Source organism: Streptomyces europaeiscabiei, from assembly GCF_036346855.1.
GTDB lineage: Bacteria > Actinomycetota > Actinomycetes > Streptomycetales > Streptomycetaceae > Streptomyces > Streptomyces europaeiscabiei.
The window spans coordinates 10,021,638-10,045,330 of sequence record NZ_CP107841.1; the positions used below are offsets into that span (position 1 = coordinate 10,021,638).

The 23,693-nt window shown below is 70.2% G+C and carries 17 protein-coding genes; 6 read left to right on the forward strand and 11 right to left on the reverse strand.

The features are described from left to right. Positions 1-699: 699 nt before the first annotated feature. Entirely contained in the window at positions 700-2,223 is a 1,524-nt protein-coding gene (locus tag OG858_RS43475; RefSeq protein WP_319264684.1) for an ABC transporter substrate-binding protein, read from the forward strand. Between the two features lie 6 nt (positions 2,224-2,229). Beyond that, a complete protein-coding gene (locus tag OG858_RS43480; RefSeq protein ID WP_328543855.1) occupies positions 2,230-4,017 on the forward strand; it encodes an ABC transporter permease subunit in 1,788 nt (595 codons plus the stop codon). Between the two features lie 304 nt (positions 4,018-4,321). Here the strand turns inward: OG858_RS43480 and OG858_RS43485 are convergent, their stop codons facing one another. Next, positions 4,322-5,140, reverse strand: coding sequence for an SAM-dependent methyltransferase (locus tag OG858_RS43485; RefSeq protein WP_319065807.1), 819 nt, complete (start codon positions 5,138-5,140; stop codon positions 4,322-4,324). 295 nt (positions 5,141-5,435) lie between these two features. Further along, on the reverse strand, positions 5,436-5,744 hold the full coding sequence (locus OG858_RS43490) for a hypothetical protein (protein WP_086754306.1): 309 nt from the start codon (positions 5,742-5,744) through the stop codon (positions 5,436-5,438). A gap of 395 nt (positions 5,745-6,139) precedes the next feature. Here OG858_RS43490 and OG858_RS43495 point away from each other — a divergent pair, with 395 nt between their 5' ends. The 3 genes from OG858_RS43495 to OG858_RS43505 all read left to right on the forward strand — a co-directional run bounded on the left by OG858_RS43495 (position 6,140) and on the right by OG858_RS43505 (position 8,815). After that, positions 6,140-7,162: a sulfotransferase family protein gene (locus tag OG858_RS43495; protein ID WP_328543854.1), complete on the forward strand. Its 1,023-nt coding sequence runs from the start codon at positions 6,140-6,142 to the stop codon at positions 7,160-7,162. A 227-nt stretch (positions 7,163-7,389) separates the two neighbouring features. Continuing rightward, the gene (locus OG858_RS43500; RefSeq protein WP_319065811.1) at positions 7,390-7,914 is read left to right on the forward strand and encodes a hypothetical protein; all 525 of its coding nucleotides are present in this window, start codon (positions 7,390-7,392) and stop codon (positions 7,912-7,914) included. Between the two features lie 214 nt (positions 7,915-8,128). Beyond that, positions 8,129-8,815, forward strand: coding sequence for a DUF5701 family protein (locus OG858_RS43505; protein WP_319065930.1), 687 nt, complete (start codon positions 8,129-8,131; stop codon positions 8,813-8,815). 360 nt (positions 8,816-9,175) lie between these two features. Here OG858_RS43505 and OG858_RS43510 read toward each other — a convergent pair whose 3' ends face one another. Both OG858_RS43510 and OG858_RS43515 read right to left on the reverse strand, forming a co-directional pair. Then, positions 9,176-10,522, reverse strand: coding sequence for a jacalin-like lectin (locus OG858_RS43510; RefSeq protein WP_319065812.1), 1,347 nt, complete (start codon positions 10,520-10,522; stop codon positions 9,176-9,178). A 456-nt stretch (positions 10,523-10,978) separates the two neighbouring features. Next, positions 10,979-12,814 carry an RNA-guided endonuclease TnpB family protein gene (locus OG858_RS43515; protein ID WP_328543853.1) on the reverse strand — a complete coding sequence of 612 codons (1,836 nt, stop codon included), beginning with the start codon at positions 12,812-12,814 and terminating at the stop codon, positions 10,979-10,981. Between the two features lie 358 nt (positions 12,815-13,172). Here OG858_RS43515 and OG858_RS43520 point away from each other — a divergent pair, with 358 nt between their 5' ends. Then, positions 13,173-14,042, forward strand: coding sequence for a helix-turn-helix domain-containing protein (locus tag OG858_RS43520; RefSeq protein ID WP_086752356.1), 870 nt, complete (start codon positions 13,173-13,175; stop codon positions 14,040-14,042). Between the two features lie 592 nt (positions 14,043-14,634). Here OG858_RS43520 and OG858_RS43530 read toward each other — a convergent pair. The 7 genes from OG858_RS43530 to OG858_RS43560 form a co-directional block, all read right to left on the reverse strand. Further along, positions 14,635-15,321, reverse strand: coding sequence for a hypothetical protein (locus OG858_RS43530; protein ID WP_086752355.1), 687 nt, complete (start codon positions 15,319-15,321; stop codon positions 14,635-14,637). Between the two features lie 352 nt (positions 15,322-15,673). Then, entirely contained in the window at positions 15,674-16,564 is an 891-nt protein-coding gene (locus OG858_RS43535; protein WP_328543852.1) for a calcium-binding protein, read from the reverse strand. A 170-nt stretch (positions 16,565-16,734) separates the two neighbouring features. Further along, on the reverse strand, positions 16,735-17,013 hold the full coding sequence (locus OG858_RS43540; protein ID WP_086751873.1) for a hypothetical protein: 279 nt from the start codon (positions 17,011-17,013) through the stop codon (positions 16,735-16,737). A gap of 145 nt (positions 17,014-17,158) precedes the next feature. Continuing rightward, positions 17,159-18,019: a 3-hydroxybutyryl-CoA dehydrogenase gene (locus tag OG858_RS43545; protein ID WP_319318049.1), complete on the reverse strand. Its 861-nt coding sequence runs from the start codon at positions 18,017-18,019 to the stop codon at positions 17,159-17,161. A gap of 63 nt (positions 18,020-18,082) precedes the next feature. Continuing rightward, positions 18,083-21,313: a fused isobutyryl-CoA mutase/GTPase IcmF gene (icmF, locus tag OG858_RS43550; RefSeq protein ID WP_319065815.1), complete on the reverse strand. Its 3,231-nt coding sequence runs from the start codon at positions 21,311-21,313 to the stop codon at positions 18,083-18,085. Between the two features lie 125 nt (positions 21,314-21,438). After that, positions 21,439-22,416, reverse strand: a complete 978-nt coding sequence (locus OG858_RS43555; protein WP_319318053.1) for a PDR/VanB family oxidoreductase — start codon at positions 22,414-22,416, stop codon at positions 21,439-21,441. A 19-nt stretch (positions 22,417-22,435) separates the two neighbouring features. Then, the gene (locus OG858_RS43560; RefSeq protein WP_319065816.1) at positions 22,436-23,626 is read right to left on the reverse strand and encodes an acetyl-CoA C-acyltransferase; all 1,191 of its coding nucleotides are present in this window, start codon (positions 23,624-23,626) and stop codon (positions 22,436-22,438) included. Positions 23,627-23,693: the final 67 nt, after the last annotated feature.

Sequence of the window (23,693 nt, forward strand, 5' to 3'; positions counted from 1 at the left end):
GTTCCCTGCGCTCCCGACGTGGTTGCCAACCCGCACGGCACCTCTCCGCACCACCTTGGCCGGTTCACCTGGCGGTCCGCGGACCGTATCGGGGCGGAACCCGCTGGAGCCCGGCACCGTGGCCGCCATACCCGCCCCCGGCGTCTCCGTCTCGCCGGCGTTGGCAACCCGCGCATCGACCCGTCCGTGTCCGGCAGCGCTCGGCGACACCGACCTCTGGGGCAGGTCGCCGATTGGGCTCCGCCTGTGCGGTGTGGACCGTCTCCTCGCCCACGAAACGGCCACCGACCGCATGTCGAGCGACTGCCTGACCCACGTCGAGCGAGTGCCGACCGCACGTCGACCGGCCACCGACCGCATGTCGAGCGACTGCCTGACCGCACGTCGACCGACCGCCTGACCTCGGCGGGCTTCCGGGAGCCGACCCGTACCGACCGGCGCCGGGAACGCGGGATCTGACGTCGCGCCGACGCCAGATGGGACGGTTCGGTACTCCCGTGGTCGACTGCGCCCGGCCGTTCCGCTCGGACGGTGTGGATCCTCGGCCCGAACGCGGACGGGGCAAGGTGCCGCAAGGTTGAGGCCTCAAGCACCCGGTGAAAGTTTGGTAAGGCTCGCCTTATATTGTGTCGTCGAGACCCCGGATGCCGCTGCCGCACACCGGGGGCGCGATCTGCCCGCCGCAAGACAGGACCGACCATGCGCACCACTCCCCGCCGCCTTCTGGCGGCTCTCGCCCTCACCCCGATGCTCGCCGGTTGCTTCGCCTCCGGCGAGGACGGCTCAGGTGCGAGTGGCGGGTCGGGAGCGGCCGGCCGCCTGCGGATAGCCCTCGCCGTGCCGCCGGTGCAGGCCCTGTCGCCGTACAGCAATGACGCCACCGTGCTCAGCAAACTCTCGGTGGCCGAAGGACTCACCGCCCTGGACGAGGACGGCGCGGCCGCACCCGCGCTGGCGAGGTCCTGGACCCGGAAGAACGCCACGACCTGGACCTTCGAGCTGCGCAAGGCCACCTTCCAGGACGGCACCGACGTCACCGCCGCGTCGGTCGTCAACGCGCTCGACCACGCGAACGCGGCCGAGACCAAGCCGCGTGTGCTGAGCGACGTGACGCTGACCGCCGAGGCCGACGACGCCGACACCGTCACCATCAGCACCAAGACCGCCGATCCGGTCCTCCCGCTGCGCCTCGCCAGTCCCGCCCTCGGCATCCTCTCCGAGAAGGCGTACGCCACCGACGGCACCGTCAGCCCCGTCGGCACCGGCACCGGCCCCTTCGCGATCACCAAGCTGACCGGAAAGACCAAGGCCACCCTCGACCGCTACGACGGTTACTGGGGTGGCAAGGCCAAGGCGTCCGGCATCGACGTCAGCTGGATCGCCGACGGCACCGCCCGCGCCAACGCCCTGCGCGGCGGCGACGTCGACATCGCCGAATGGATCCCCACCGCCCAGGCGAAGCTCCTCGACGAGAACACCCGCCACGAAGTGCCCTCCGTACGCACCGACAGCCTGATCCTCAACACCGGCAGCGGCCTCTTCACCGACGCGGCCCTGCGTGCCGCCGCCCGTGAGGGCGTGGACGGCGGCGTCCTCGTCGACTCCGTCTTCGGCGGATACGCCGACCCCGCGCAGGGTCTGTTCGGGCCGGCCGTCTCGTGGGCCGCCGACCGGCGCGTCGAGGTGACCGGCCGGGCCAAGGCCGCGACCACCGCGCAGGTGAAGGCGGAGACGAAGGGCAAGACCCTGCGCCTGGCCACGTACACCAACCGCGCCGAACTCCCCGAGGCCGCGACGGTCCTCCAGCAGCAGCTGGAGAAGGCCGGGTTCACCGTGAAGCAGGACGTACGCGAGTACACGCAGATGGAGGCCGACCTCCTCGCGGGCAGGTACGACGCCCTCGTCTTCTCCCGGGTCACACTCCTCGACACCGGCGACGCGGTGGCCTACCTCGCCAGCGACTACACCGGCGACGGCGTCTACAACATCGCCGGCCTGAATGACGAGAAGGTCGACGAGGCCATCAAGTCCGCCGCCGGGGAGGGCGACACGGCCGAGCGGCAGAAGAAGATCATGCAGGCCGAGGCGGAGATCCTGCGCACCGACGCCGTCGTCCCGCTGGTCCATGAGAAGGTCGTGCAGGGCATCTCCGACGACGTCGAGGGCGTCCTCCTCGACCCCCGCGAGCGCTCCCTCGTCGACGTCGACACCCGCCTGAAGTAGCCGCCGATGAGCACCACGTCGTCAGCCGCCGCCCAGGGCGGTCAGACCCGGTGGCACGCGGGAGCCGGCCGCGTCGCCGCGGGAACCGCGCTGCTGGCGGCCGTCGCCTTCCTGCCCTGGCTGTCCGGTGTCGACCCCGCCCTGACCGTCCTGCGCGCCCGCTCCGCCGACCAGGACCCGACCCCGGCCCAGCTGACCGCCGTACGCGAGCAACTGGGTCTGGAGGAAGGGCCGTTCGCCCACTTCACGCGATGGCTGGGCGGTCTGGTGCGCGGCGACGCGGGCACCTCCTGGGTGTCGGGCGAACCGGTGCTGCCCCAGGTGACGACCGCCCTCGCGGTCTCCGTCACGCTCGTGCTGGGCGCGCTGGCGGTCACCACCGCGGTGGCCGCGCTCGTCTGCGCCCGCACGCTCCACCTCGGCTCCCGGCGAAGGCTGCGGCGGAAACGGGCGGGCACCGTGGCCGCCGTCCTCGCCGCGTTGCCCAAGTTCCTGCTCGCCTCACTGCTGGCGACGGTGTTCGGGGTGTGGCTGGGCTGGTTCCCCCCACAAGGCTGGGAGGGGCCGCGGTCGATGGTGCTGCCCGCCCTCGCCCTCGGTGTGCCCTCCGGGGCGATGATCGGCGGTCTGCTCGACCAGTCCCTGCCCGCCGCCTTCAACGAGCCGTGGGCACGGACCTGGCTCGCCTACGGATACTCGGGCGGCCGCATCGCGCGCACCGCGCTGCGCCGCGCCCTGGCCGGGGTGCTCCCGCAGCTCCTGCCGACCGTCGTCGCCCTGGTCGGCGGTGCGGTCGCGGTGGAGAAGATCTTCAACATCCCGGGCCTCGGCCGTCTCGCACTGGACGCGGCGATCGCCCAGGACATGCCGCCGCTGCAGACCGCGACGCTGGCCTTGGTCCTGCTCGGCGTCTGCGCCGGCTTTGTCATCCAGGCGGTGCGGCACGCTCTGCTCGGCCCGGCCCTGCGGGACGGCGCGCTGCCCGCCCTGCACCCGCCCACGCTCGTACGGACGCGGTCGCTGCCCTGGGTCATCGGATGCTGCGTCGTCGCCCTGCTCGCTCTGGTCGTGTCCGGCCTTCTGCGCGACCCCTTGCACGTGGAGACGACAGCCCGGCTGCTGCCACCCTCCTTCGCGCATCCCCTCGGCACCGACTCGCTGGGCCGCGACCTGCTGGCCCGGCTGGGCCACGGAGCCCTGCGCACGATCGGCGCGGCCCTCGCGGTGACCGTGGTCAGCGCCCTCGTCGGACTTGTCATCGGTACGGCCGCACGGCTGGGGGCGGGTCTGACCGAAGTGGTGTCGACGCTGCCGGCCGTCCTCGCCGGACTGCTCACGACGGCGGTGACCGGACCGTCGGTCTGGGGCGCCGCGTGCGCGGTGTGCGTGGTGGCCTGGACCCCGTACGCCGCCCAGGCCGCAGCCCTGCTCGAACAGGAACGGGCCAGCGGCCACCTGCTCGCGTCGGTCTCCCTCGGCGCGGGCCCCACCTACCTCCTGCGCCGCCACCTGCTGCCCGCGGTCCTGCCCGCGGTGGTGCGCAACGCCCTGCTGCGACTGCCCACCACGGTCCTGGTCCTGGCCTCCCTCGGCTTCCTCGGCCTGGGCGAACAGCCGCCCACCCCGGAGTGGGGCCGCCTGCTCTCGGAGAACCAGCCCTACGTGGAACTGGCACCCTGGACCGTACTCGGCCCGGCCACCGCCCTCGTCCTCCTCTCCGTCCTCGCCGTCTCCGCCACGGCATGGGGACGCACCCGAACCCGACGCCACACCACGGGGCCCGCTCCCGCCTGACCGGCAGGCGACCTCGTGAACGCTGACACGGGACCCCCCACGCGCCCTCGGCACCGTCAGGGGCATCGACACTCCTGCCGTCCTTGTCCCGACGCACGGGTGCCGGGGCACCTCGGTGGACGACCTGGTGACCCCGGCCTCGACAGCGGTCTGGACAGCCGTCTGGACAGTGGTCTGGACAGCGGTCTGGACGAAAACCCGCACCGGCGAGCCGGGGCGCTCCGCGCCGCCAACCGCGGCAACGCCGAACTCCGCACCCTCCGGCTCGCCCGGCCCCGACCCGACGGGACCGGTGCCCGTGCGGTCAGTGCTTCTGCGCCACGGCGCCCAACTGCGGTACGACCGTGGGCTCGTCGCCGGGACAGGGGCGCCACAGGGAGCACGGGACCAGGCCCGGTTCCAGGAGTGTCAGGCCGTCGAAATACTGGCTGACGTCCTTGACCTTGCGTGCCGTGACCGGCGGCTTGGCGTTGGCGTTCCAGAATTCCATCGCCTCCAGCTGGAGCTCGCCGCCGAGTTCGGGCTCGGTCGTGGGATGGGTCAGCACCAGGAAGCTGCCGGGGGCGAGCGGCTCCAGGAGCCGACGTGTGATGGTCTGTGCTTCGGTGTCGTCGAGGACGAAGTTGAGAATGCCGAGCAGCATGAGGGCGACGGGCTCGGTGAAGTCGAGTGTCCGGCCGGCGATGCGCAGGATGGTGTCCGGGTCGTGCGCGTCGGCGTCGACGTAGACGGCGGCACCGTCCTCGGTGCTGGTCAGCCGGGTCCGGGCGTACGCGAGAACCACGGGGTCGTTGTCGACGTACACGATCCTCGACGCGGGTGCGACGCGCTGGGCTATCTCGTGGGTGTTCTCCAGGGCGGGCAGGCCGGTGCCGATGTCGAGGAACTGGCGTATCCCATGCTCCTCGGCCAGGTGGCGCACGGCGCGGGTGAGGAACTGCCGGTCGGCGGACGCGATGTCACGGATGACGGGAATCAGGCCGGCGACGTGATCACCGACCTGGCGGTCGACCTCGTAGTTGTCCGTGCCGCCCTGCCAGTAGTTCCAGACGCGGGCGTTGTGCGCCGTGTCGGTGTCGGGTCGCTTGAGCGGGGTGTCGTCGTCGGCCTGGATCTCGCTCACGTCTTCCTTTCCTCGCACGCCCAGGAATGCGATGGCTGCGGGCAGTTGAGGCCCGCCGCGGCGTGACGTGGCGTCATTGTGCCGCTCCCGTTCCCCTTGCGTCGCGGGGAAACGGCCGGTTCGGGTACGGACGGGCCTCACGCCACGGCTCGCCATGTCCATCGGCTCCTGACAGCTGCCAGAGCGGGCTCGGGAAGCCGGTGCCTGCCTGCGGGACCGACGGGCAGTCGTCGCCCGACCCGCCGCGCGTTCAGGACGAGTCACCCGCAGGCGGCGGCCGCGCCCGACGCCGAACTCAGGATGCGGCGGCCGATTCGGCGACCTCGGCCACCTCGGCGACATGGCCGGTGCCGGCCGCTTCGTCCTGCGCCATGCGGAGGAAACGCCGGATCGCCTCGGTCGACATGTCGAGGGCCTCGGAGGCGGACTGCTCGTCACCGAACATCTGCACGGCTTCGGTGACAGCCACGGCCAGTTCGGCTTCTGCCTTGCGGACCTTCACCTCGGCCTTGTCCACGGTGTCTACGACCGCCAACTGGCGGCGCTGCTTCTCCTGAAGTCGCTGCTTGCGGGAAAGTGTCTTGTCAGAGTTCTGCACAGTCATGACCAAGATCATAATTGGTCGGGCGCGCAGCCATGAAATCGCCAACTCACCCGCCATGCCGCGATGTTCATGGCCCATCGGCTCCGTCGAGGCTCCGTCGCGGTGCCGCCGCCCTGCAGACCGTCAGGCTTCGAGCGCTGCGCGAAAGGGACCCGCCCGGCCTTGATCGAGGTACCCGTGACGCTGCGCCACCCGACACCCCGGACCGTCGCGGGGAGGCGGCGGGTACCGTCACAGTGTCTCGGCCGCTCGGCATGTGAACATGCTTGTGAGGCCGGGTGGGCAGGGTGTCGGATCGGGCAGAGTTGGACAGTGCACGCGGTGAATGCACCGGTGAGAACCACGGTGAGTGCCCCCAGGGGTGGCACCGGTCGCAGGTTGCGAAAAGGGGGATGATGCGTTCTCTGACCTTCGTCTTCGGTACGGGGCGCAGCGGCTCGACGGCGCTGTCACGCATTCTCAACGCCCACCCGGACGTGCTGAGCCTGAACGAGTACATGGCCTCGGTGGGCGACGCGGCCTTCCCCGAAGGGCAGGTGGGCGGCGAGGAGTTCTGGCAGGCGCTCTTCCGGCCCGCGCCGCACTTCGAGCAGATGATCCGCAGCGGGCTGCCGCTGCCGGAGTTCCTCCACACCCGCCGCCCCGGACGGTACTCGGCGCGCACCGAGGGCATTCCCGCGCTGTCCCTGATGGTGCTGCCCCACCTCACCGACGACCCGGACGGACTCCTCGACGCACTCGGCGCGGCGGTGGTCCGGTGGCCGGAGCGCACCGCGGCCGAGCACCACCGGTCCCTGTTCGGACTGCTCTGCGCCCGGTTCGGACGCACCGCCGTCGTGGAGCGCTCCGGCTACTCCACCGGCTGGGTACGGGTACTGCGGGAGGCCTTCCCGGACGCGAAGTTCGTGCACATGTTCCGCAACGGTCCGGACTGCGCCCTGTCCATGAGCCGTCATCCCGGCTACCGCATGATCTCTCTGCTCCGCGAGATCAAGACCCGCTCCGGTATCGACAGCTTCTCCGCCCTGACCCCCGAGCACGTCCGCGCGCTGCCCCCGGACCTGGCGCCCCTGCTCGACGAATGCTTCGACCCCGCGCTCGTACGCGACCGGCACATCCCTCTGCGGACCTTCGGTGCCCTGTGGTCCGAACTCGTCATCGAGGCAACGGAGTTCCTCACCCGGCTCCCTGCCGACCAGCGCACCACCCTCGCCTACGAGAACCTGCTGGACCAGCCGGCCCAAGAGCTGACCCGCCTGGCGGACTTTGTCGGCGTGGTTCCCCTGCCCCAGTGGTTGCACACCGCGTCCGCCCTGCTCGACCACAGTCGGCGCGGCTCCGCCCGAAGTCTGCCTGCCGCGGACCTCGCCGAACTGCGGGCCGACTGCGCCCCGGGCCATCGCGTCCTGGGGGTATAGCGTTCACCCGTAGTGGTTGCAATGAGCTGGCAGGGTTGTTGCGTTGTTGTCGATTCCATTGCAATGAAAACCTGCTCTCTAGCTGCAGCTATTCCATCCCTGTGCAATTTGTATGTTGTCACATCCGTGAAGGCAACGTAGCGTTTCCGTATCAGGAAACAGTGCGTCGGCGTCTCGTAGGTCGAGGTGCATGTTTCGCGGAATGCGTGTTCACGGGGGTCAATGTCATGGGGACAGTGCGGAGCCGGTGGCAGACGGCACCCGGCGCGCTCACCGCCTTCGCCCGCTTCGTGCTCTGCGGCGGCGGAGTGGGGCTCGCCTCCAGCTTCGCGGTGGCGGCCCTCGCCTCCTGGATTCCCTGGGTCCTGGCCAACGCCCTGATCACCGCGGCTTCCACCCTCCTCGCCACCGAGCTGCACGCCCGATTCACCTTCGGTGCGGGCGGGCGTGCGACCTGGCACCAGCGCGTGCAGTCGGCAGGGTCCGCGGCGGCCGCGTACGCCGTGACCTGCGTGGCGATGCTGGCCCTGCAGCAACTGGTGGCGGCACCCGGTGCGGTGCTCGAACAGGTCGTCTACCTGTCCGCCTCCGCGCTCGCCGGCGTCGCACGGTTCGCGGTGCTGCGCCTTGTCGTTTTCGCGCGGAACCGCTCGCAGGCCGCGGTCGCCGTCCGCGCCACCCGTCCCGTGCACCCGACCGTGGCCCGCGCCGCGGCACCCGCCGGCCCGGCTGTGCTCTGCCGAGCAGTCTGACCGGCCGGCCTGACCGAGCCGCCGCAGCGCGGCTCGGCCGTCAGGGGCGGGGCTGCCGCTAGCCCGTGAACGTCATGGCGTATCCGTGGGCGGGGTGCTGCGGAACCGGGCGGGACGGCACCGAGCGGGACGGAACCGAAGCGGCGGAGGGAACGTTCGGGTGGGCTGCCTCGTTGCCTTCGAGTCCGTTCTCGTCGTCTTCCTCGGGAGCATCGTGCCGAAGCCCACGCCCGCACCCTCCGCAGTCCTCCCCGTACTTCCGACACTGAGCGCGCAGGCCGAGCGACTGATCGAGCTGGGTGTGCACGAACTCGCCGGACTGCCCGCCGACGACCTTCGTACCTTCGCCGAGGCCGCCGAAGCGGCTGATGCACCCGAGTCCGGCGACGGCGCCCTGCTCACGGTTCACCCGGACCTTGTTCCTGCCTCCGCCCTCGCGCCGCTGCTCCGACGGGACGGCAAGCCGGGATTCGTCGTCACCGACATGCCCGACGTCGACCGCTTCGCCCCCTGCGCCATCGAGCTGCCTGACGCCCGCCTCTACCTCGTCACCGGCCTTGACCGCGGTGACCACATGGCCAACTGGAGCCCGGAGGAGGCGCTGCCCGTCCTCACCAAGGAGGACCGCACGCCGCTGCTGCTCACCGAGGGCATCCACTGGGTGCTCCAGCAGCCGGAGGTTCTTGAGCGCAACCGCTGCTTCATGACCATCGGCTCCCGACTGCGCAAGGAGAACGGCACGCTGGACGCCCGCACACCGGCGATCTGGATCAGCAACGGCACCGGGCGGGACGGCAGCGAGCGCCGCAACGCCCCCAAGATCGGCTGGTGCTGGTGGGGCAACCGGCACACCTGGCTGGGCTTCGCCTCCGCGACGGGCCGTGGGATCCAGGACCTGTAAGGAGCCGTGACCATGTGACGGGGTGGGGAAAGCGTCGCGTCACGCCTTGCTGTCGTTGCCGTTGCCTCGAGGACGGTGAGCGAGGAACGGGGTTCATCGGGGGGTTCTCCAGGGGCGAGGCCGTCAAGGGTGAGCGCTGTGTCGTCGGCCCGGACCACGGCCGACGACACAGCGGGGTAGCTGGGAAGGGCGGGTTCCGGTTCGGGGGGCGATGAGCTTGACGGTGTTGGGCCAGCCGTAACCGCCGTCACGCAGCTGCAGCGCAATGTGCAGCAGCCGGAAGCCCTCCAGCGCACGACGGCCGTACGAAGCGGCGACGGCCCGGAAGCCGTCGCCGCGTGTTCGATCTGGGGGAACGTGTCAGCGCTGTGTGTAGAGGAAGCCGAGCTTGTCGATCTCGTCACCGGCGCGCCCGTGGAACCCGGCGATCTGCCAGCCCGACGGCACGGTGCGCGTCACGCAGTCGGACGTGGTGGTTCCGCCGGACAGGCTCCTGCCGAGGTTGGTCGTGAACTTGGCGGAGAAGATCCGGGTGTGGCCGCTCTTCTGGCCCTGGCAGAGCTGGGCGGAGGTGACGTACTCCCCGCTGCCCAGGGACAGTGACGACAGCGTGCCGCCGGTGCCGCCGTGGTGGAGGACGGTGCCGTTGCCGAGCGTCAGGCCGACACCGTCGACACGGGAGCCGCTGCGCAGGGAGAGGGTGACAGGGCGCGCTCCCGCCGGTACGGCGTCGATGTCGGTGTAGTAGTCGCCGTGGGGCCCGCCGAACTGATCGCTGAGCCGGAAGTCCGGATCGCGCGACCAGGAGAAGCCGACCGCGACCGGGTCGTGGTCGGACAGCATGAGCCCGCCGTCGGTGAGGAACTTGGCGTGTTCGTTGTTGTAGGACGTGGCGTCGAGCGACACGAGTTTGCTGCCGCGGTACAGGACCTTGTCGACGATCTCGCAGGTGTTGGGCACCGTGGGGCCGGTCTGGTCACAGACCAGGGCGTCGCTGCCCTTGACCGGCGGGGTACCGCCGCGGATCAGCTGTACCCAGGGGTCGGTGAGGCCGTTGGCGGCGGCGAACTCGGCGATGGTGTCGCCGCTGCGGGTGTAGCGGGTGTTGGTGTCGCCCATGACCACGACGGCGTTGCCGGCCGAGTGGGTCTTGATGAAGGCCGTCAGCTGGCTGAGGTTGTCGGCGCGCGAGGCCAGGTCGCCGGCGTTGGTGCCGGCGTTGGTGTGCAAGTTGTAGAAGTCGGCATACACCCCTTCGGCGAGGCGCACCCGCATGAAGGTGAACCCCTTGGGGGTCAGGCAGTCGCCGGAGTCGAACTGGCAGGAGTTCCAGCGCACCCGCTCGAAGTCGTCGATGTCGTAGGGCAGCGTGGACAGGGTGTTCAGCCCACTGCCGATGCCTGCGCCGCCGCTGGTGGGAGTGCGGTGGGCGTGCGTGGTGTCGCCGGCGTAGAGATGGGCGTGGTAGTTGAAGTCCTCCTCCACGTGCACGATGTCGTACGGTGCGATGCGCCGGCCGATCTCCGTGGTGCTGGACTCGCGGGGCGTGGACGCGCTGGAGAGGATCTCCGGCAGGCCCGCGACGTTGTAGGTGAGGGCGTTGAAGGACCCGGAGGCCGGGTCCGCGGCAACGGCGGGCGACGCGTTCGTGACGAACCCGCCGCAGGTGAGGGCCGCGGCCGCGAGGCAGGTGAGAAGACGGCGCATGAAGCGGTACTCCTGTGAAGTGGAGAGGGGCAGCGGGAACTTACCGCTGGTAACTCACTTCTGTCGCCGGTTGGGTCGGAGGAGATCGAAACTTGACCGCGTGGTCCAGGCCAGGGGCCTGGAGCCGGGTCGGGGCGCGAGAGGGCGCCCGTCGTGGCATCGCCCGCCTCGTCCTCCGAGAATTGCGTCCGGACGGTCGCGAGGTTGGTGACACTTCGACTCGGGTCGGGGCTGCTGGTGGAATTCATGAGCTGCGGAACGGGGAGTGAGTGGGAGGCACTCACTCGTCCGAAGTGTCGTGCCGCATCTGTCGATCTGCCAGAACACGGATCGTCCCAAGCGCGTAGGAGCGGCGGCCGAATGGCTTGGGGGCCTTCGGCGGTAGCTGCCCTTCTACGTTGGTTGCGGTGCTGTTGCGGGACGCCCGGGGATCGCTCCCCGGGGGTGGCACCGGCGTCAGCCGGTGTCTTCTCGTTTCAATGCCCCTTGCCCGGGAGCCTTGCGGGCTCCGGGACGTCCAGGGGCTCGGCGAGCGTTTTGGGTCTCCCCCCTATCGGAGGCGACCGTCTTGAGCTTCCTTTGCGCCGCGTCGACGATGTTCGCGGTGCTGTTCACGTGTCGCTGTACGACCGCCCCGCACGAGGGGCAGTGGAACTTGCTGCACGACGGGTCGGAGCTTGGGTTTCGCTCCTTGCACCTCGCGCAGCAGGCGGTGACGGGCTCACCCTGGTTGAGGACGACGAGTTGCGAGCCGTACCAGGCGGTCTTGTATGCGAGCTTCTTGCGCAGGCTGCCCGGGCCGGCGTCCAGGAGATGCTGGTTGAGGCGGGCCTTGGCCGTAACGTTTTTGCGGGGCTTGCCGCGGGTGCCCTCGGTCGAGCTGGTGAGAGCGGTGATGTCCAGGTCCTCGATCGCCACGTGCGTGAAACCGGTGGCCAGCTTCTTGGACAGGCCGTGCAGGAACGAGGCGCGTCGCACCGTGACCTGCTGGTGGGCGCGGGAGACCCGGGCGGTGGCTTTCCTCCACCGCCCCGACCCCTGTCGGCAACGGGACATCGCGCGCTGGGCCTTCGACAGCGTGGCCAGACTGTCGGCGAGAAGACGGGGGTGGTGTACGACGGCGGTGGCGGGCTCGGCCGGGTCGAGGGGGCTGGACAGGGCGGCCAGGTGGTGGGAGCCGAGGTCGACGCCGACGAGGCCGCCGGCACGCTGGCGGGCGGTGGGCCGGCCGATCTCCTCGACGCGTCCGCCGTTCTCGGAGGCCTTCTCGGCCAGGATGCGGCTCAGGTACGGGGTGCGGGTGCCGTCGTCGTGGACGTGCTCCCACAGCACGGGCACGTCCTGCTGCACCTTGGCCAGCACGGAGGCGTACCAGCGGTGGCCGCCGCGGCTGACGGTCACGGACTGGATGACAGCCTGCCCGCGGCCGACGAGCCGCGCGAGGCGCTTGCCGGAGTCGTGGATGCGGATGCTGCCCAGGCCTGGCATCACCAGGCGCCGGTAGCCCTCCAGGCGGATGATCGGCCTCATCACGTCGTGGAAGAGGGAAAACGACTCTGCGTGGCCTTTCTTCTTGAATCGGGGGTATCCGTGGCGCTGGCCGGCACGGCGGCCGGAGAGCGAGTCCTGCCAGTGATTCCAGGCGACCTGGGCGCGGTCGAAGCCGGAGGTGAAGCAGTAGACGTTGACCTCGCTCCACCACGGGCTGCCGCCCTCCTCCTTGGGCAGATCACGTTCCATCCGCCACAGGTTGCTGGTGTCGGTCGCGGTCGGCGTGCGGAAACCGGCGCTGAACGCCTGGGCCTTGAGTGCGTTCACCGTGGCACGGCCTTCGGCCAGGAGTTGGCGTTCACGGGTGGTACCGGCGGCGTCCGCGCGGGCGGTGGCCAGCCGAAGGACGAGGGCCTCCTGCCCGGCCGGGGACTGCATCGCGGCCGGCGGAGGCTTGCCGACGACGGTGAGTGTGAGGCTCTTGCGGTGGTGGTCCCACACCCTGATGCGGTCGGTGAGCTCGGCACCGTCCGCCTTGATCCGCTCCTTGGCCTCGGCTTCGGTCAGCCCCGCCTCGAGGTAGGCGGTCCGGCGGTCGGCCCATGCCTGGTGGGCTCGGGTCTTCTTGGCCACGGCGTAGTTGTAGGCCCACCGGCAAGCGCCGGAATAGCGGGACAGGGCGGCGCGCTCGGGATCGGAGGGGTCCAGGGTGAACCGGTACGCCCGCAGTACCTCTGCCACGGGCATCGTCACGGCCGCGGAGCCGTGCCCCGGCCCTGCGGGGTTGGATTTCGCCGCCACGCGTGGTGTACCTCCGGTTCCAAGTCGCTGTGCTGGACCGCAGGTTGCCATGAGGCAAAGGTCGCTGGTCACGCGCCATACCGTCATGTTCGGCGGGTAGCCGAAAAGGACTCTTACACTGGCATTTGCCTCAGCTTGAGCAGGATAGGAGCTTTCGCTGGCACGTGAAGCAAGCACGCGTGCCTGTTTTGGGTCGCTCCGGTAGATCGCCTGGTGGTTCCTGTGGTGAGGCAAGTGGTGAAGTCACAGTCCGCTTTGGCTCCCAACGGAACGCGACGGCATGGCACATGATCAACGATGGCTGCTCCATGGCAATCTGCGGTCCAGCACGATGACTTGGAGCCGGAGGTAGACCGCCATAGTGGCGAACAGCAATCCCACTGTCAGAAGGCGCCGCCTGGGCGCCGAGCTCCGCCGGCTCCGTCAGGCCAGCGGGCTGAAGAGTGCAGAAGCGGCCGAGCGGCTCATGGTCTCCCAGCCCAAGATCAGCCACTTGGAGAACGGTCGCCGCGCCATCAGCCCCCGCGATGTACGCGATCTGTGTGCGATCTACGGAGTGACGGACCAGCAGGTCATCGACTCGCTGATGCGGATGGCCAAGGAATCCGGACAGCAGGGCTGGTGGAACGTCTACGGTGACATTCCCCAGAGTGTCTACGTCGGCCTGGAGGCGGACGCCGCCACCGTCCACGCATACGAGCCCATGGTGATCCCCGACCTGCTGCAGACCCCCGCCTACGCCCACGCGGTCATTGGGGAAACGATCCCTCTGCTCACTGCCGAACAGGCCGCCACACGTCTCAAGGTGCGGCTACGCCGGCAGCACCGGATCTACGACCCGGCCTGCCCGCTGCGTCTGTGGGTCATCGTGGACGAATCGTCACTGCGCCGTGTCGTCGGCGGCGAGGAGATCATGCGCGAGCAACTGGAGCACCTGAACACGCTCGGCGTGGAGCCCCACATCACCGTGCAGGTCCTCCCCTACACGGCGGGTGCCCACCCGGGTTTCGCAGGACGATTCTGCATCCTGAGGTTCGCCGACAGCCCAGAGGCAGTGGTGCACCTGGAACGCTTCACCAGCGATCTCTACCTGGAGAAACCATCCGACGTGCAGCACTACAGCGTGATGTACGACCACCTCCAGGCCCAGGCTCTCGACCCTGACAGCAGCCGCGACTTCATCACCGACGTCACCGAGACGTACGTCGACGCGGCGAGCCGTCCCTGAGTGCCGGAATCGTGAGAGGCGAGGCGGCAGGCAGCCAGGCGTGCCGGCAGGCCAGGCCCGTACGGGACCGGCTCACACTCGGTTCGCTGGATCCGACCAGCTGGTTGAAGGCCAGATCGGCCGGCCGGGTCTCGAAGAGCGTGAACCGGACGGTGTCGGCGTGTCGTTGGGCGGCGGGTGATCTGCGCTCGGAAGCGAGGGGTATCGCCTACTCGCCTTGCGGCATGCATGCATGCCGCAAGGCGAGTAGGCATGCATGCCGGCTTCCGCCGTCCTCGGCTGCGGCATCCTTGAGGGTCGGCCGGTGTCCGTACCGGCCCCGTCCGTACACGACGGCACAACGCACAACTCGAACAGCGCGCCGCCCCGCGCGGTCGGACACGCGTACAACTCCGCCCGGAAGCATGACACTTCCGCGATCGCATCCCGCAGGGCACTCTGATGCCCCAGATCCAGGACCACGGCCTTCGTACTCTCTCCTCTGCTCCGTGACGGCGCACAGGATCGGACGCAGGCCGCCTTCACGTCCGCCGAACCGCGAAAACGGTGGTCAAGTACGGCTCACCCTCGATGCCGGAGCCACATGACAGGCTCAGGGGGTGAAGACCTGGTCGAGGCGGTCGATGGTCCCGTCGCTGCCGAGGTGGTAGGTGAAGACCAGGCCGGAGTTCGGGTGCGCCTCGAGCCAGTCGAGGAACTCCTGGACGCCGATGGGCTGATTCTCCGTGCTTTCCACGATGGGGTTGGTGACGGTGATGTCCGCGGCCTGATCCATCGGGATGAAGGTCTCCTTGCCGACCGTCTCGAACGGCGCACCGTCCGAGTCGGGGGTGCCGCATCCCCAGTTGCCGTGCTTGACGATCAAGCTGAGGAATCCCCCTTCCGGGGTGTAGCGGTAGACCGCGATCTCGTCGGGGGAGATGGGCATCTTGTGGTCGCAGTCGTCGGCTGCTTCGCCGCCGGTGCCCGCTGAGGGCGTGGCCGTGGGGGTCGGTGACGTGGAGGCAGTCGTTACGCCCCCGGGGGTCTTGGCCCCGCTGCTCGGGTCCGTGGAAGCCTTCGCGTCGGGCTTCTCGCCCGTCGTGCCCGCCGGTGCCCCGGTCTTGTCGGTGCTGTCGCTGGTCGACGACGCGGTCGATGTCGCGTCACCGTCGGCGCCCCCCGTACCGCCGTCACCGGAGCATCCTGTGAGGCCCAGCGCCCCAGCGGCGCACACGCCCAGCACAGCTGCCTTGACGGCGCCCGGTCTGCGGCGGCTCTTCCTCGGCGTCAGGTTCATCGTTCGTCCCCCGTCTTGGGTGTTAGAGGTCTCCGTGGGCCTCGTCGGCTCGGGAGCAAGGGACGAGTTTCAGCCGTCGGCAGTTGCACGTCCTGGCTAGATTGTGCACGTTGACGTCGCCGGTGCGGATCGGCGGGTTCCGACCTGTGCGCCGAGCGACAACCAGGAGAGCGGACCAAGCGAACAGGGGCAGGCCGTGGCCGCCGCGGTGGGAGCCGGACGACCGGTCGAAGCTGCGGGCGCCGGGGCCGGTGTTCGCCCCGGCGCTTCCCGGTGACTGCCGGGAGGTGTTGTCGGGTCAGCGGTGCGGGGCCGGTCCGCGGATGCGCGGTCCCGGCCCCGCCGCGGGGCGTCACGCCTCGCAGGCGCTCTTCGTGTCGCTCGTGTCGGCGGTGCAGGTGTCGGTGTTGGCGCCCCCGTTGAGGGAGTCGTTTCCGAACACGCCGTCCACGGCGTCGAGGGTGTCGTTGCCGGCCCCGCCGCTGTGGGTGTCGCTGCCGGCGCCGCCGACGAGGATGTCGTTCCCCGTCCCGCCCACCAGCAGGTCGTTGCCCCCGAAGCCGGACAGGATGTCGTTCGTGCTGCCGCCGGTGAGCGTGTCGCCGAACTGGCTGCCGTAGACGTTCTCCACGTCCGAGAGGACGTTGTCGCCCTCGCCGCCGATGCCGTCGTCGGCGGCGTTGTCGATGTCGACGACCACGCCCGAGCCGCTCTCCAGATAGCTGACGAGGTCTGTGGTGCCACCCCCGCCGCTGAGCCGGTCGGCACCGGTGCCGCCGATGAGGAGGTCGAAGGTGACGCCGCCGTTCAGGGTGTCGTTGCCCGCGCCGCCGTTGAGGATGTTGCTGCCGGGGCTGGGACCGCCGTTGATGACGTCGTTGCCCGACTCCCCCCTCATGTCCCCTCGGATGTTGCCGGTCTTGGTGATGATGTCGTTGCCGTCCCCGGCGTTGACCACGACCGTGTCGTTGTTGAGGTTGACCGGGCAGGCCACAGTGCCGTTGCCCTGAAGTGTGCAGCCGACGCCCGCGGTCAAGGTGTCGGCAGTGTCCTGGATGACGACGCTGCTCCCCGACAGACTGACCCGTATGTTGTTCGCGCGGCCGGCCGCCGCGTTCACGACCACGTTGGTCCCGCTCTTGAACACACCGGTGGCCGCGCTCGCGGGTCCTCCGGTCAAGGTCACCGCGGAACCCGCCATCGCCGTGACCACCATGACCCGGAGTAACGCTTTTCTGCCCATGGGCTTCCTCTCGCTCGCGTGAATCGACCTGGCCGCGCACCGCCGGTGCGTCGAACCGGTTCTACGGTTCCAGGGGAACTCCGGCGGTACATGGGGGAACGGCCCCCATGTACCGCCCGCGCGGCCGGGCCGCCCGTAGAGCGGAGGGCATGCACGGGGAACCAGTGGGCTCAGACGTAGACACCTGATTCGAAGCCGAGCTCCTCCCACCTCTCCTCGGTGAAGGGAACGCCTCCGTCCACGGACACCATGCAGGTCACGTCGATGTCCCAACGGCCGTCGTCACCGACGAGAACGCTGTCGACGTTGACCACGTCGTAGGTGTCCAGGCGGATACCCAACCCGGGGAAGGGCGGCACCGGCAGCCTCAGTTCGCGCAGCCATGTGCCGTCGGGCGTGTACGCCACGAGCAGTGCCCGTATGGGGCCGTCGACCAGCCTCTTGCTCACGGTACTTTCCTCTTCACCGGTGGGTCGGCCCGGACCGGCGTGGGGCGGGCCCGCTGCCACGACGCTATCAGCCTGTTCGCCCGCTCAACGCCGGTCTGTCCGCTCGGAGTTGGCGGCAGGGCCACGGTCCCGGTCCAGCCCTGCCTCACGCGTCGTAGAGGTGGAAGCCGCGGCCGCTCTTGCGGCCGAGGTGGCCTGCGGCGACCATGCGTCGCAGCAGGGCGGGCGGCGCGTACAGCGGCTCCTTGAACTCTTCGTACATCGACTCGGCCACCGCCTGCGCGGTGTCGAGGCCGATGAGGTCGAGCAGGCGCAGGGGGCCCATGGGGTGGGCGCAGCCCAGCTCCATGCCCTGGTCGATGTCGTCCGGGCGGGCGCCGCCGGACTCCACCATCCGTACCGCGCTGAGCAGATAGGGCACGAGGAGCGCGTTGACGACGAATCCGGAGCGGTCGGGTGCCTGGATGACCTCCTTGCCCAGCTGTGCGGCGAAGTCCCGGGTGCGCCGCACGGTCTCCTCGCTGGTGGTGAGGGCAGGAATGAGCTCGATCAGCCGCTGGACGGGCACGGGATTGAAGAAGTGCATGCCGATGAGCTGTGCGGGCCGGTCGGTGGAGACCGCGAGGTCGACGATGGGGATGGAGGAGGTGTTGGTGGCGAGGATCGCCGTGGGGTCCTCGACCGCCTTGTCCAGGGCGCGCAGGACGTCGGTCTTGATGTCCCGGTTCTCGGCGACGGCCTCGACGACGAACTGTCGGTCGGCCATGTCGCTGAGGTCGTGGGTGAAGGACAGCCCGGCCAGGGCCTGGTCCCGCTGCTGTTCGCTGAGCTTGCCACGCCGTACGCCCCGGTCGAGGGAGGCGGTGATGCGGCGGCGGCCGGCTTCGACGGCGTCGTGGGTGGCTTCGGCGACACGGACGTCGAGGCCGCTCTGGGCGGCGACTTCGGCGATGCCGGAGCCCATGAGGCCGCAGCCGACGACGCCGAGGCGGGTGACGGGATCCATCAGGGGGTCCTATCTGCTGGGTGGCCGCGCGAGTGGCCGCGCGCGGGCTTCCGGGGCTGGGGTTCAGACGTTGCGGCGGTACTGGCCGCCGACCTCGAAGAAGGCCTCGGTGATCTGCTGGAGCGAGCAGACCCGGGCGGCGTCCATGAGGACGGCGAAGACGTTGCGGCCGCTCACCGCCGCGTCCTTGAGAGCGGTCAGGGCGGCGTGGGCCTGGTCCCGGTGGCCGGCCTGGTACTCCCGCACGCGGTCCAGCTGGGACTGCTTCTCCACCTCGGTGGCGCGGGCCAGCTCGATGACACCGGGCTCGGCGGTGTCGGCGTGGGGATTGCGGAAGGTGTTGACGCCGATGAGGGGCAGGGTGCCGTCGTGCTTGCGGTGTTCGTAGAGCATCGACTCGTCCTGGATGCGGCCGCGTTGGTAGCCGGTCTCCATGGCGCCGAGCACGCCGCCGCGTTCGTTGATCCGCTCGAACTCCTGGAGTACCGCCTCCTCGACCAGGTCGGTGAGTTCGTCGATGATGAACGATCCCTGGAGGGGGTTCTCGTTCATGGCCAGGCCCCATTCCCGGTTGATGATCAGCTGGATGGCCAGGGCCCGGCGTACGGATTCCTCGGTGGGGGTGGTGACCGCCTCGTCGTAGGCGTTGGTGTGCAGGCTGTTGCAGTTGTCGTAGATGGCGATGAGCGCCTGCAACGTGGTGCGGATGTCGTTGAAGTCCATCTCCTGGGCGTGCAGGGAGCGGCCGGAGGTCTGGACGTGGTACTTCAGCTTCTGGCTGCGCTCGCCCGCGCCGTAGCGCTCCCGCATCGCCACGGCCCAGATGCGGCGGGCGACCCGGCCCAGCACCGCGTACTCCGGATCCATGCCGTTGGAGAAGAAGAACGACAGGTTCGGGGCGAAGTCGTCGATGCGCATGCCCCTGGCGAGGTAGGCCTCGACGTAGGTGAAGCCGTTGGCCAGGGTGAACGCCAGCTGGCTGATGGGGTTGGCCCCGGCTTCGGCGATGTGATAGCCGGAGATGGACACCGAGTAGAAGTTGCGGACCTGGTTCGCGATGAACCACTCCTGGATGTCGGCCATCATCCGCAGGGAGAACTCGGTGGAGAACAGGCAGGTGTTCTGGCCCTGGTCCTCCTTGAGGATGTCGGCCTGCACCGTGCCGCGCACGTTCGCCAGCGCGTGCGCGGTCAGCTCGGCGGCCTCCTCGGGCGACGGGTCGCGGCCCTCGGCGGCGCGGAACCTGTCGGCCTGCTGGTCGATGACGGTGTTCAGGAAGAACGCCAGGACGGTCGGCGCGGGCCCGTTGATCGTCATGGAGACCGAGGTCGTCGGCGCGACCAGGTCGAAGCCGTCGTAGAGCGCCTTCATGTCCCCCAGCGTGGCCACCGACACCCCGGAGGTGCCGACCTTGCCGTACACGTCGGGACGTTCGTCCGGGTCACGGCCGTAGAGGGTGACCGAGTCGAACGCCGTGGACAGACGGGTGGCCGGCTGGCCTTCGGAGAGCAGCTTGAAGCGCCGGTTGGTGCGGAACGGGTCTCCCTCACCGGCGAACATCCGGGCCGGGTCCTCGCCGTCGCGCTTGAAGGGGAACACTCCGGCGGTGAAGGGGAAGTGGCCGGGGAGGTTCTCCCGGCGCCAGAAGCCCACGAGTTCCCCGTGGTCGGTGAACCGGGGCAGCGCGACGCGGGGAATCCTGTTGCCGGACAGGGACTCGCGGGTCAGCCTGGTGCGGATCTCCTTGTCCCGGACCTTCACAACCTGCTCGTCGCCCGAGTAGGAGGCGACGACGGCGGGCCACTTCGCGATCTGCTCGCCCAGGTCGTGCGGGAGCCGTCGGCGGGCGTCCGCCAGCAGCGACCCCACGTCGTCCGCGTCGAGACCGGCGTCGACGAGCTCGCCCCTCACCGTGTCCAGACGCTGCACCCGGCGTGCGGCCTCGGCCAGCCGGCCGGTCTCGGCGTGGTAGGCGCGGACGGCGTCGGTGATCTCGGCGAGATAGCGCACCCGGTCCGCGGGCACGACCTGGCGGATGCCGGAGGAGTGCCGCGCGTCGACCGGTCGCAGTGTGCCCTCGGGCAGCGGCAGCCCCTTCTCGGCCAGGGCGGTCTTCACGTGCTGGTAGAGCGCGGTGACGCCGTCGTCGTTGAAGGTGGCCGCCGAGGTGCCGTACACCGGCATGTCCTCGGGCCGCATGCCGAACGCCTCGCGGTTACGGACCAGTTGACGGCCCACGTCACGCAACGCGTCCTTGGCGCCGCGCCGCTCGAACTTGTTGATCGCCACGACGTCGGCGAAGTCGAGCATGTCGATCTTCTCCAGCTGCGAGGCGGCGCCGAACTCCGGCGTCATCACGTACATCGAGGTGTCGACGAACGGCACGATCGCCGCGTCGCCCTGCCCGATGCCCGGCGTCTCCACGATCACCAGGTCGAAACCGGCGGCCTTGACCACGTCGATCACGTGGGACAGGTGCTCGGGCAGCTCGCGGCTGCCGCGGGTGGCCAGGCTCCGGAAGAAGACCCGGCTGCCGTCGAGGGAGTTCATCCGGATCCGGTCGCCGAGCAGGGCACCGCCGCCCCGGCGGCGGGTCGGGTCGACCGCGATCACGGCGATCCGCAGCTTGTCCTGCTGGTCGATGCGGAACCGGCGTACCAGTTCGTCGGTCAGCGAGGACTTGCCGGAACCGCCGGTGCCGGTGATGCCCAGGACCGGTGTGATCCGGGCCGAGGCGGCGGCCCGCAGCCGGTCCAGGAAGTCCTCCGGCAGCTTCCCGAGTTCGGCTCCGGTGACGGCACGGGCGATCGCGAACCGGTCCCCCGCGAGTACGGCGGCGACCTCGGCCGGCTTGCCGTCCCACAGGTCGAAGTCGCAGTCCCGCACGACCGAGTTGACCATCCCGGCCAACCCCATCCGCTGACCGTCCTCCGGGGAGAAGATGGTCACCCCGCTCGCCCGCAGCCGGGCTATCTCCTCGGGCACGATGACGCCGCCGCCACCGCCCACCACCCGGACGTGGTCCGCCCCCTGCGCGCGCAGCGACTCGACCAGGTACTCGAAGTACTCCACGTGTCCGCCCTGGTAGGACGAGACCGCCACACCGTGGGCGTCCTCCTCCAGCGCCGCGTCCACGACCTCCTGCACCGACCGGTTGTGTCCGAGGTGGATCACCTCGGCGCCCTGGGACTGGAAGATCCGCCGCATGATGTTGATCGACGCGTCGTGTCCGTCGAACAGGGCCGAAGCCGTGACCAGGCGGACGGGGTGCACGGGTTGGTGCAGGTCGCTCATGGGGGCCTTCCCGGACGGTTCGGTGTGACACTGCTACAGAGATACTAGGACGTCCTAGTAAATTGCCGGAAGTGGCCACGAGGATGTGAGCAGCGGCACAGGGGCTGTGCGGGCGGTCCCCCGGGTCAGAGGTCGAGTACCAGGCGCGGCTCGCAGGAGCGGGAGACACAGATGAGCATGGTGTCGCCGGCGGCCCGCTCGTCCTCGGTCAGCAAGGAGTCGCGGTGGTCGGGCCTGCCGCCGAGAACGTCGGTCTCGCAGGTGCCGCAGGTGCCCTCACGGCAGGAGAAGTCCACCGCGACGCCGGCCTCCTCCAGTGTTTCGAGCACCGAGCGGTCCGCCGGCACCATCAGGGTGAGCCCGGAGCGGGCGAGTTCCACCTCGAAGGCCCCGGCCGAGCCGGCCCCGGCCACCTCTGCCGGGGCGAACCGCTCGACGCCCAGCGTGCCCGGGGGCCAGTCGGCGGACTGCTCCCGTACGGCCCGCAGCAGGGGTGCGGGACCGCAGGCGTGCACCAGGGTCTCCGGCTCGGGCCGGCCGAGGAAGGCGGCGAGGTCCAGCAGGCCGTACTCGTCCTGAGGGCGGATCAGCGCGCGGTCCTCGTACGGGGCGAGACGGTCCAGGAACGCCATGGAGGTACGGGTGCGGCCGCCGTACAGCAGACGCCAGTCGGCCCCCGCGGCCTCGGCGGCCTCGACCATGGGAAGAATCGGTGTGATGCCGACGCCTCCCGCGACGAACAGATGGCGTGCTGCGGGCCGCAGCGGGAAGTTGTTCCGTGGTCCGCGGACCCGGACGGTGTCGCCTTCGCGCAGGTGGTCGTGGACGTACACGGAGCCGCCGCGGCCCCGCGGCTCGCGCAGCACGGCGATCTGCCAGGCCTCACGTTGCTCGGGGCGCCCGCACAGGGAGTACTGACGGATCAGGGCGCCGCCCTCGCCGTCGTCTCGGTCCAGGAGTACGTCGATGTGGGCGCCCGGCGTCCAGGCGGGGAGTGCGTCGCCGTCCGGGCGGCGCAGCGTGAGGGAGAGGACACCGTCGGCGGCGGGGGCGCGGGTCGCCACGGTGAGGATCGTCTCGGCCAGGGACGGTCGGTCGTTCATGGTGTGTCAGCTCCGGGGTTCAGGCCTGCGCCGGGACGTGCAGCAGCAGCGCGTCGCCCTGACCGCCACCTCCGCACAGGGCCGCCGCTCCGCTGCCGCCGCCGCGTCGCCGCAGCTCCGCCGCGAGGGTCAGCACCAAGCGGGCGCCCGTCATGCCGACCGGGTGGCCGAGGGCGATGGCGCCGCCGTTGACGTTCACCTTCTCCAGGGGAATGTCCAGGTCTCGTACGGAGGCGAGGGCCACTCCGGCGAACGCCTCGTTGATCTCGAACAGATCCAGGTCGGCGGCCTTGAGCCGGCCGTCCCGGGACAGGGCGTCGCGGACCGCCCCGGCCGGCTGGACGAGCAGGGAGGGGTCGGGGCCCGCGACCGTGCCGTAGGCACCTATCCCGGCGAGCGGGGTCAGACCCTCCCGCCGGGCGCGCTCCGCGCTCATCACGACGACGGCCGCGCCGCCGTCGGAGAGCTGTGAGGAGTTGCCCGCGGTGATGGTGCCCCCGCCGGAGAACGCGGGTCGCAGGCGCCCCAGGCTCTCGGCGGTGCTGTCCGGCCGTACGCCCTCGTCGGTGTCCACGACCGTCCCGCCGTGGCGTCCCGGCACCGTGAACGGGACGATCTCGTCGGCCGACGCGCCGGACTCCTGGGCGTGGGCGGCCCGTTGGTGCGAGAGCGCGCCGTACTCGTCCTGCTCCTCTCGGGTGAGCCCGAACGGCTGCTGGTACCGCTCGGTGGCCGCGCCCATGGAGACGCCGTCGAAGGCACACACGAGGGCGTCCCGGTCGAGGGCGTCCTCGACGGCGGCGGCACCGTACTTCCAGCCGGTGCGCGCTCCGCGCAGCAGATGGGGGGCGCCCGACATGGACTCCATGCCGCCCGCGACGACCACCTCGTGCCGGCCGGACGCGATCATGAGGTCGGCCAGGGCGATGGCGTGCAGACCCGACAGACAGAGCTTGTTGACGGTGCTCGCGGGGACGGAGAACGGGATGCCGGCGCGGATCGCGGCCTGCCGAGCCGGATTGGGGCCGGCCCCGGCCTGCACGACATGGCCCATGACGACGGCTTCCACGGCGGCCGGGTCCAGGTGTGCGGCGGCCAGCGCCGCGCCGATGGCATGGGCGCCGAGGTCGACGGCGGACACGGTGCTCAGGGCGCCCATCAGTTTGCCGATGGGCGTTCTGGCTCCGGCGACTATGACGGATCCGGGCATGGCCGGGACCTCCTGCGGGAGTGGGGGCGGGTCGGCCCGGGGGACGAGAGGGCGGGTCAGACGGAGG